At 62.9% G+C, this 8,343-nt stretch carries 8 protein-coding genes; 3 read left to right on the top strand and 5 right to left on the bottom strand.

The genetic code is table 11. The annotated features are described in order from the left end of the window. The 3 genes from ACE3SE_RS20370 to ACE3SE_RS20360 all read left to right on the top strand — a co-directional run. A partial coding sequence (locus ACE3SE_RS20370; RefSeq protein ID WP_374557865.1) for a phospholipase D-like domain-containing protein occupies positions 1–556 on the top strand: 556 nt, incomplete at its 5' end. A 3-nt stretch (positions 557–559) separates the two neighbouring features. After that, positions 560–1,867, top strand: coding sequence for an SEL1-like repeat protein (locus ACE3SE_RS20365; RefSeq protein WP_374557863.1), 1,308 nt, complete (start codon positions 560–562; stop codon positions 1,865–1,867). A 119-nt stretch (positions 1,868–1,986) separates the two neighbouring features. After that, on the top strand, positions 1,987–2,913 hold the full coding sequence (locus ACE3SE_RS20360; protein WP_374557861.1) for a LysR family transcriptional regulator: 927 nt from the start codon (positions 1,987–1,989) through the stop codon (positions 2,911–2,913). A 5-nt stretch (positions 2,914–2,918) separates the two neighbouring features. On the opposite strand, the gene bluB is transcribed toward ACE3SE_RS20360, so the two are convergent. From bluB to cobJ, 5 genes are all read right to left on the bottom strand, one after another. Further along, entirely contained in the window at positions 2,919–3,572 is a 654-nt protein-coding gene (gene bluB, locus ACE3SE_RS20355) for a 5,6-dimethylbenzimidazole synthase (protein WP_045845057.1), read from the bottom strand. After that, positions 3,569–4,861 (bottom strand): cobyrinate a,c-diamide synthase, encoded by a 1,293-nt coding sequence (locus ACE3SE_RS20350; RefSeq protein ID WP_374557858.1) that lies wholly within the window; start codon positions 4,859–4,861, stop codon positions 3,569–3,571. The genes bluB and ACE3SE_RS20350 overlap by 4 nt, the downstream gene beginning before the upstream one ends. A 1-nt stretch (position 4,862) precedes the next feature. Continuing rightward, a complete protein-coding gene (gene cobO / locus ACE3SE_RS20345) occupies positions 4,863–5,465 on the bottom strand; it encodes a cob(I)yrinic acid a,c-diamide adenosyltransferase (protein WP_045845055.1) in 603 nt (200 codons plus the stop codon). 175 nt (positions 5,466–5,640) lie between these two features. Further along, positions 5,641–6,741, bottom strand: a complete 1,101-nt coding sequence (locus tag ACE3SE_RS20340) for a CobW family GTP-binding protein (RefSeq protein ID WP_374557856.1) — start codon at positions 6,739–6,741, stop codon at positions 5,641–5,643. Beyond that, positions 6,738–8,276: a precorrin-3B C(17)-methyltransferase gene (gene cobJ, locus ACE3SE_RS20335; RefSeq protein ID WP_045845053.1), complete on the bottom strand. Its 1,539-nt coding sequence runs from the start codon at positions 8,274–8,276 to the stop codon at positions 6,738–6,740. Before cobJ ends, ACE3SE_RS20340 begins: the two co-directional genes overlap by 4 nt. Positions 8,277–8,343: the final 67 nt, after the last annotated feature.

Raw genomic sequence — 8,343 nt, 5'->3', positions numbered from 1 at the left:
CAGCTTCTCCATCAGCCCGCCACCCCTCAACCCGCTGCCTTCCTTTCCCGGCCTGAAAATACACCTGTGCACGCTGGTGGCCCCGGATTCCCCCGGCTATCAACCGGACGTATATCGCCCCACACCCGCCAATCCCAGACAGACGCTGGCCATGCGCTACGACCCTCAGGCCGATCCTGCCCCGCGCCAACTGGTCAAGAACACCACTTGGGTGCCGGTGTATGTGCACAGCAAGCTGATGATTGTGGACGATGTGATGATTACCAACGGCTCTGCCAATCTCAATGTGCGCAGCATGGAAGTGGATAGCGAGCTGAATATCATGTCGCCTAATGCCAAGGTGGCGCGCGCCTTTCGCCAGCGGCTGTGGAAACAACATACGACGAACCACTTTAACGGCAAGGTCCAAGGGCTACATGATGACCCAGCAAAGGCATATCAGTTGTGGGGCACATTAATCCAGAAAAATAAGCTCGCTCAGAAATTTCATCTTCCCCCCGAAGCCTCGCTGGTCGAGTTCTTCCGCGACAGCCCCGACCTGTCAGACCTGGACTAAACCATGCGCTTATTCTTCTACCTGCCACTCAGCCTGTGCCTGCTCGGCTGTCAGGCCAAACCGGAGCATGCCATGCCCGATGTCTCTGCCGTTCACGCCAAACTGGCCTTCACCTGCGCTTACGAGAAAGACCGCCTGCCGCCACTGAACCCGGAAGCCGAACAGTTGTTCCGCTATGGCCGCTGGCTGTGGCGCGGCAATATCGTCACCCCCAAGCCCGCCGTCTATGCCGACATGGCGCGCTATTACCGCATTGCTGCTGCCTATGGCCATTACAAAGCCAATTTCAATTTGCAAAACCTGTACAGCCAGGGCGTGATTGACGGCGATATCGAGGAAATGCTCGACCTCAACGATGCCCTGATCAAGGCCGGGATACCGGTTGGCTACTACCTGCTCGGCCATTATGTGGAAGGCGGCGTCGGCTATGACGCCAATAAAGAACTGGCCTTGAAATACTTTCGCAAAGCCGCCGATCTGGGCAATAAGGAGGCGCAATACTATGTCGGCGATCGGCTGACCCGCCTCACCATCTCCGAGCTGGAGGCTTTCAATATTGGGCGCCAGATGAAGCGTTGTGCCGCTGAGCAGGGCCATGGTGAGGCAGCACAAGAAGCAGGGATCGATTTGCAATCGGATAAGCACTATGCCGAAGCCATCAAATACTACCAGCTCGGTACAAAAGCAGGAGACTATGGTTCTGCCTCCTGGCTGGCGGATGGGTTTAAACAAACCGGCCCGGCTGACCCCTATTACTATTTGGGGGTTGCGCATGATGCCGAGCGTGCTCGGCGCTACGACATCATCAGTACTACCCTGCAAAATTACGCCTACGCCAACCCCAGCGTCCCCGAACTGGACAGCATCGTCCCCTTGCCCCCTGCGCCACTGCCACCATGGGACGGCAAGATCCAGTGGCTAAAAGACCGCGAAGCCAACATCCCACCGCCGCAACCCAGCGAAGCCCTGATGACCCGGCTGGCCGAGGCCAAGGCGCTGGACCCGGCTACCGGCCGACCCGACCCCAAACGCCAACAGGCGCAAAAAGCCCAGGCCGCGCAAGCCAAGGTACTACCCTTGGGCACTACCCGCCACACAGGCGAGAGCTGCCCGCAAAGCGGTATCTGGCATGCCCAGTTTCCGCCGCACAGCATCAGCAATCGCCTGCCGGGTTACGACGTACAACGCTTTTTTGCTCAGGGCAGCCTGCTGCCCCCGTTACCGGTGCACTACCCCCGGCTGCTGGGGCGCTGGCTGGGCTACCCCGCCCAGGTAGAGCCGGTGCGCTGGATTCTGATGGAGTACGCGTGATGCACCCGCTGCGCTATCCGTAGATGGGAGTGCCTGCTACGCAACGTCACCCATATAGATACCGGCTGAATAGGCGCGGCTGACTTATCCAGGCCGCATGAAAAAGGCGAGTCATAACCGTGGCATTTTCCTTCCGGCAGTTGAAGTATTTTGTGGCCACGGCTGAAACAGGGCAGGTTTCCCAGGCGGCCATCCAGCTGTGCATCACCCAATCGGCAGTGACGGCAGCCATCCGGCAACTGGAAGAAGTGCTGGCTACGTCCTTGTTTGTCCGCCACCCTCAGGGCATGGTGCTGACCGACTGCGGACGGCGCTTTCTGGGTCATGCCTACGAAATTATGGCCAATGTGGAAGAGGCCATGCTGCTGGGCAAACGGGATGGCGATTTTGCCGGCAGGCTGACCGTGGCCGCCAGCTATACGGTGATGGGGTATTTTCTGCCTGCCCATGTGTGCCGCCTGTCCGCCTTGTACCCGCAACTGAGGATTGAACTGTTCGAATTGTCACGTGAGGACATTGAAGCCGGGCTGCTGCGGCAGGATTTCGATGTCGCGGTGCTGTTGACTTCCAATGTGGACAACCCGGCTTTGCGGCTGGAGCCCATCATCAGCTCACCCCGGCGCTTGTGGCTGCCGGCACAGCATCCGCTGCTATCACACCCGGCACCCGACTTGCAGGATATTGCCGAGCAGCCTTACATCATGCTGACGGTGGATGAGGCAGAACAGACGACGTGGCGCTATTGGCAGCAGTCGCCATGGCAGCCGCAGGTGAGGGTGCGCACCAGTTCGGTGGAGGCGGTGCGCAGCATGGTGGCCAATGGCAGCGGGGTGAGCATTCTGTCAGACATGGTGTTCCGGCCTTGGTCGCTGGAGGGGCGGCGTATCGAAACGGTGAGTCTGCACGGCCTGGTGCCGCCGATGACGCTGGGGCTGGCATGGAAGGCCGGGTCTGAGATCAGCCCTGCCATTGCCTTGTTCCGTGATTATTTCCGGCAGCAATTCATGAGCCCGGCCAGCAGCCAGCGTAGCGCGGCTGCCCGCTAAAGGCTTCAGACGGCTGGGCGACTGTCAGCCCAGCTGTTTTCAAATACCAGCTCGGCCAGGTTTTGCCGCTTTGCCCAGTTTTCCTGTTCCAGCATGGGTTTGTCGTAGAAAGCCTCGACATGGCCGATACACAGGATGGCCACCGCCTTGGCCTCGGCCGGCAGGCCCAGCAGCGTGCCCAGCCGCTGCGGGTCGAACAGCGATACCCAGCCCAGGCCGATGCCCTCGGCGCGGGCCGCCAGCCACATGTTCTGGATGGCGCAGGCGATGGAGCAGATATCCATTTCCGGCAGGGTGCGGCGGCCGAATACATGGCGTTCGCGCCCGTCCATCAGTGCCGCCACCAGCACCTCGCCGCAGTCGAGAATGCCCTCAACCTTCAGCTTCATGAATTCGTCTTCCCGCTGGCCCAGTGCCTTGGCGGTGGCTACCCGCTCTACTTCCACCTCGGCATGCAGTTGCTGGCGCAGCGCGGTATCGCTAATGCGGATGAAGCGCCAGGGCTGCATGAAGCCCACGCTGGGGGCCAGGTGCGCGGCCTGTAGCAGGCGTTGCAGCAGGGCCGGGTCTACCGGGTCCGGCTTGAAGTGGCGCATGTCGCGCCGTTCGCGGATGGCGCGGTAGACGGCGTCGATGTCGGCTTGGGGATAGGCATTCATGGCAGGAACAATCTGGCGCAGGCCGCAGGGTTTGACGGGAAATAAAGATGCAGATAACTGGCCAGCAGGCTACCGTGGCGGTATACCGCCTCGCCTTGGCCGCTACCGGTGGCGCGGCTGGCATGGGTGAGCGGGGTGATGGGCGTGTCCAGACTGGAATAGTGAAAAGTGTGGCCACGCAGCACTGCGCCATCCAGCTGCAGTTGTTGCAGGCCCAGCGCGCTCAGGCGGCTATTCAGCCGGGCATGGCCGGGCAACAGGCCCAGCATCTGTCCGCGTTGACCCTGCTTGTCGGTCAGGCTGTCCAGCAAATACAGCATGCCGCCACATTCGGCATACAGCGGTTTGCCTGCTGCCACGTGGGCGTGCAGGCTGGCGCGGCTGTGCTCTGCACCTGCCAGCGCGGCCAGATGCAGTTCCGGATAGCCACCGGGCAGCCAGACTGCATCGCAGTCCGGCAGCGTGTCGTCGGCCAGTGGGGAGAAGTAATGCAGCTCGGCCCCCAATGCCTGTAGCGCCTGGATATTGGCCGGGTAGATGAAGCTGAAGGCGGTATCGCGGGCGATGGCGATGCGCACGCCGTCCAGCAGCCGTGGCAGGCTGGGTGCCATGGCAGGCTGGAAGGCGACTGCGGGTGGCAGATCGGCCAGGCAAGTGGTGGCCAGCTGGGCGGCGGCGCACTCCAGCCGTTCTTCCAGATCGTCCACTTCCTGCGCCTGCACCAGGCCCAGATGGCGCTCCGGCAGGCCCATGTCCTGCTGGCGCATTACCGCGCCCAGATAATTGAGGCTGGCGGGCAGGGCAGCGGTGAGCATCTCCGCATGGCGGCTTGAAGCCACCTGATTGGCCAGTACGCCGTAAAACGGCAGGCCGGGGCGGAAGCTGGCCAGGCCATGCGCCACCGCCGCAAAGGTTTGCGCCATGCCGGCCGCGTCGATGATGGCGGCCACCGGCACGCCGAACAGCTGGGCCAGGTCGGCACTGCTGGGGGTGCCATCGAACAGGCCCATGCTGCCTTCAATCAGGATCAGGTCGGCCTCGGCGGCGGCCTGGTACAGGCGCTGGCGGCAGTCATCCTCGCCGTTCATCCACAAATCCAGCGCATACACGGTGTGGCCACTGGCCTGTTCCAGCACATAGGGGTCGAGAAAATCCGGCCCGGTCTTGAACACGCGCACGGTGCGGCCCTGCTGGCGGTGGTAACGCGCCAGCCCGGCGCTAAGGGTGGTCTTGCCCTGATGCGAGGCAGGGGCGCTGATGAACAGCGCCGGGCAGTGGCGGATGGCCATGTCAGAACTCCACGCCCTGTTGCGCCTTGATGCCCTGCTCACGGAAGGGGTGTTTCACCAGTTTCATCTCGGTGACCAGGTCGGCGGCATCAATCAGCGCCTGCGGCGCATGGCGGCCGGTAATCACCACATGCAGATTGGCCGGGCGGCTGGCCAGTGCTGCCAGTACCTCGTCCAGCGGCAGGTAGTCGTACTTCAGCACGATGTTCAGCTCGTCCAGGATCAGCATGTCGTAGTGGCCACTGTTCAGCATCTCCAGTGCGGCCTCCCAGCCCTGACGCGCGGTGGCGATGTCGGCCTCGCGGTTCTGGGTGTTCCAGGTATAGCCCTCGCCCATGGTGAGGAAGCGGCAGTTGTCGAAGCGGCTGAACAGGTCGCGCTCGGCAGTGTGCAGTGCGCCCTTGATGAACTGCACCACACCCAGCTGCATGCCGTGGCCGACAATGCGCAGGCCCATGCCGAAGGCGGCGCTGCTCTTGCCCTTGCCAGTACCGGTATGGACGATGAGCAAGCCTTTTTCCTTGGTGGCGGCAGCCTTTTTCTTTTCAAAGCCGGCCTTGCGCTTTTCCACCATGCGCTGGTGGGCGGCGGCGTCGGTTTTCATGGCGGTTTCCTTCTGATTGCTGGTCTGATGCAGCGGTCGGGTTATTGCTGATGGGTACGGCTGGAGTGGCTGACAAAATAGCGCAGCGTCCCTGTGGCAAGGCGCGCCGACGCAGACAGTACAAGCAGTACGGCAAGGCGGCGCAACGCAGCTACAGGGTTTTTGTCAGCCACTCTTACTGCCAGTGGGTGCCGGTCAATGTTTTCAGCCGCTCCACAATGCGCGGCCGGCTGGGGTGATAGCCGATGAATACCAGCTGCGCCTGCCGTGGTGCGGCGGTGTCCGCTTCCTGTTGCAGCTGTACGCGCTGGCGTACCGCTTGCAGTGTCAGCCGGCCCTGGCCGTCGGCACTGGCCGCATGGCCCTTGATGCGCAGCAGCGCTTCCTCGCGGGCAATGGTTTCCACCGCTGCCAGTAGCCGTGCTGGGTCCTGTGCGTCCTTGCTGCGAATCAGGAAGGACTGCCAGCCCGGGTCCTGCTCGTGAAAATGCTTGTGGGTGGCCAGCCCATGACTGTGTGCGGCCAGCCCGCCGTGGCTGTGGCCGTCCAGCAGCGCCTGGTTGGCCAGCGGGCGCAGATTCAGCGGCAGGCTGGAGACCGGGCCGTAATGGCGGTGGCCGCTGCCGCTGACTTCGTGCAGATGCAGGCCCAGCGTCAGCCGGGTGTCCAGCTTGGCCTGATAGGCCAGCTCGATAAAGCGGATGGACGGGGCCAGCTGGCGCACCGTGCTTTCCGCTTGCAGCATGGCGGTGTCGGTAAGCGTGTCGATCTTGTTCAGCACCACGATGTCGGCGTTCTCCAGCTGCTGGCGGAACAGGCTGGCCACCGCGTCGTCCTGCTGGCCGTGGCCGCTGTCAAAATCGCCAGCCAGCAGCAGCGGGGTGTCCACCACGGCCAGCGTGGCGTCCAGCACAAAGCGCTCGGCCAGCTCCGGGCCCTGCAGCTGCTCCATTACCGCGCTGGGCAGCGCCAGGCCCGAGGTTTCGATCAGCACATGGTCGATTTGCTGACGGCGCTGCCACAAGGCCAGCATGGTGGGCAGGAAGTGCTCGTCGTCGTCGTAAGCCACCAGGCCATTGGCCAGATCGTGAATCTCCATCCCGGCCTTGTCGTCCGTACGCAGGATGGTGCCGTCAATCGACACCTCGCCAAATTCGTTGACCAGAATGGCCAGCCGCCGTTGTTTGCTGTCGCGGATCAGATTGGACAGCAGGGTGGTTTTGCCAGCGCCCAGAAAACCGGTGAGCACGGTGACCGGAATGCGCGGGCTGCTCATGCCAGTTGCTCCAGTGCGGCTTGCAGGCTGGCAAAGTCGGCAAAGCTCACCGGGTAGTCCAGCTGCGGACGGTCCACCACGATGAAGGGAATGCCCAGTGCGGCCGCAGCGGCAGCCTTGGCGCTGTAGCCACCGGCGTCACCCGATTGCTTGCTGATGACACAGTCGATCTGCCAGTCGCGCCACAGGGTTTCATTGGCCGCCTGCGAAAACGGGCCTTGCATCGCGCACAGCCGCGCACGCGGAATGCCCAGATCGATGGCGCGTTGCAGGTGTTGCGGGTCCGGTGCCAGCCGCACGAACCATTGCTTGTCAGCCGCACCCTCGGCCTGCACAAAGCTGGCCAGCTCCTTGCTGCCGGTGGCCAGGAAAATGCGCTGGCCATGCTGCATTGCCAGCTTTGCCGCTTCGGCCATGCTGCTGCAGTGAATGGCCGGGTGCTGATCCACCGCGCTGGGGCGCTCGTAGCGCAGATAAGGCAGGGCCAGTTCCTGCGCCAGCGCCATCAGCTGTTGCGACATTTCCGTGGCATAGGGGTGGGTGGCATCCACGATGCAGCGTGCCTGGCTTTGTTGCAGCAGCTCGCGGCGACGCTCCACGCCCAGCCGCCCGCTGATGCTGGTGAGGCCGGGGCTGTCGGCTGCGACGATTTCGGCACCGTAATCGCTTGCCGTGCTGACAATCACCGGCTGGCCGCCTGCTGCCAGCTGGCGTGCCAGCGCATTGCCGTCGCTGGTGCCGGCAAACACCCAGGCGGCAGCGCCGGGCAGGCTGTCGGCGGTAATGGTGTCTGCGGTGTTCTGCCAGTTGAAATAGCCGCGCGGGGTGAACATCCAGTTACGCTTGCGGCGGGTGAAACGGTTGCCGATCACCAGCGAGGTGAGCATGTTGAACTGGCGGGTGCGCAGCTCGGCCAGGGTGACGATTTCCACTGTCTGGCCTTCGCGGTAGGCATTGTGCACGATGCCGCACAAGGTTTCCGGCCGCTTGTGTTCCAGCATGATGTCCAGAATGCGGTACACGCCTTCCTGCCGCTGCTTGCTTTGCACGTTGTAAAACACCACGGCCAGATCAGCCTCGGCAATATGGCGGGCGCGGCTTTCAATCCACTCCCACGGGCACAGCAGGTCGGACAGACTGAGGGTGGCAAAGTCGTGCGACAGCGGCGCGCCCAGCAGCGAGGCGCAGGCATTGGCCGAGGTGATGCCGGGAATCAGCTGCACGTCGAAGGTATCGTCCTCGCGCATGTCCTCGTAAGCCAGCGTGGCCATCGCATAAATGCCGATGTCGCCGCTGGAAATCAGTGCCACCGTCTTGCCGGCGCGGGCTTCTTCCAGCGCCAGCTGGGCGCGGTCGCGTTCCTGGGTGAGCGGCAGGGTGCGGATGTCCTTGCCGGCAATCCACGGCTGGATCCAGGTAAGGTAGAGGTCGTAGGCGACGATGACGTCGCTGGCGGCCAGCGCCTGTTCCACCATGGGCGGGATCAGTTCACGGCTGCCGGGGCCGACGGAGACAAGATAAAGTTTGCCGGTCATTGTTTTGTGCTTTCTGCTGCGTGCAGGCGGGGCCTGCCAATAGTTTGTCTGGGCAATGCGTGGTGCG

This window comes from Aquitalea pelogenes, assembly GCF_041914625.1.
Classification (GTDB): Bacteria; Pseudomonadota; Gammaproteobacteria; order Burkholderiales; family Chromobacteriaceae; genus Aquitalea; species Aquitalea pelogenes.
Note: the sequence above shows the minus strand (reverse complement) of the source record. Positions and strands in the feature narration are given on the sequence as shown.

Bases quoted from the DNA above. Each gene is read 5' to 3' on its own strand.
- bluB (WP_045845057.1), bottom strand. From the start codon at position 3,572: ATGAATGCCTATCCCCAAGCCGACATCGACGCCGTCTACCGCGCCATC.
- ACE3SE_RS20350 (WP_374557858.1), bottom strand. From the start codon at position 4,861: ATGGCCATCCGCCACTGCCCGGCGCTGTTCATCAGCGCCCCTGCCTCG.
- ACE3SE_RS20365 (WP_374557863.1), top strand. From the start codon at position 560: ATGCGCTTATTCTTCTACCTGCCACTCAGCCTGTGCCTGCTCGGCTGT.
- cobO (WP_045845055.1), bottom strand. From the start codon at position 5,465: ATGAAAACCGACGCCGCCGCCCACCAGCGCATGGTGGAAAAGCGCAAG.
- ACE3SE_RS20340 (WP_374557856.1), bottom strand. From the start codon at position 6,741: ATGAGCAGCCCGCGCATTCCGGTCACCGTGCTCACCGGTTTTCTGGGC.
- cobJ (WP_045845053.1), bottom strand. From the start codon at position 8,276: ATGACCGGCAAACTTTATCTTGTCTCCGTCGGCCCCGGCAGCCGTGAA.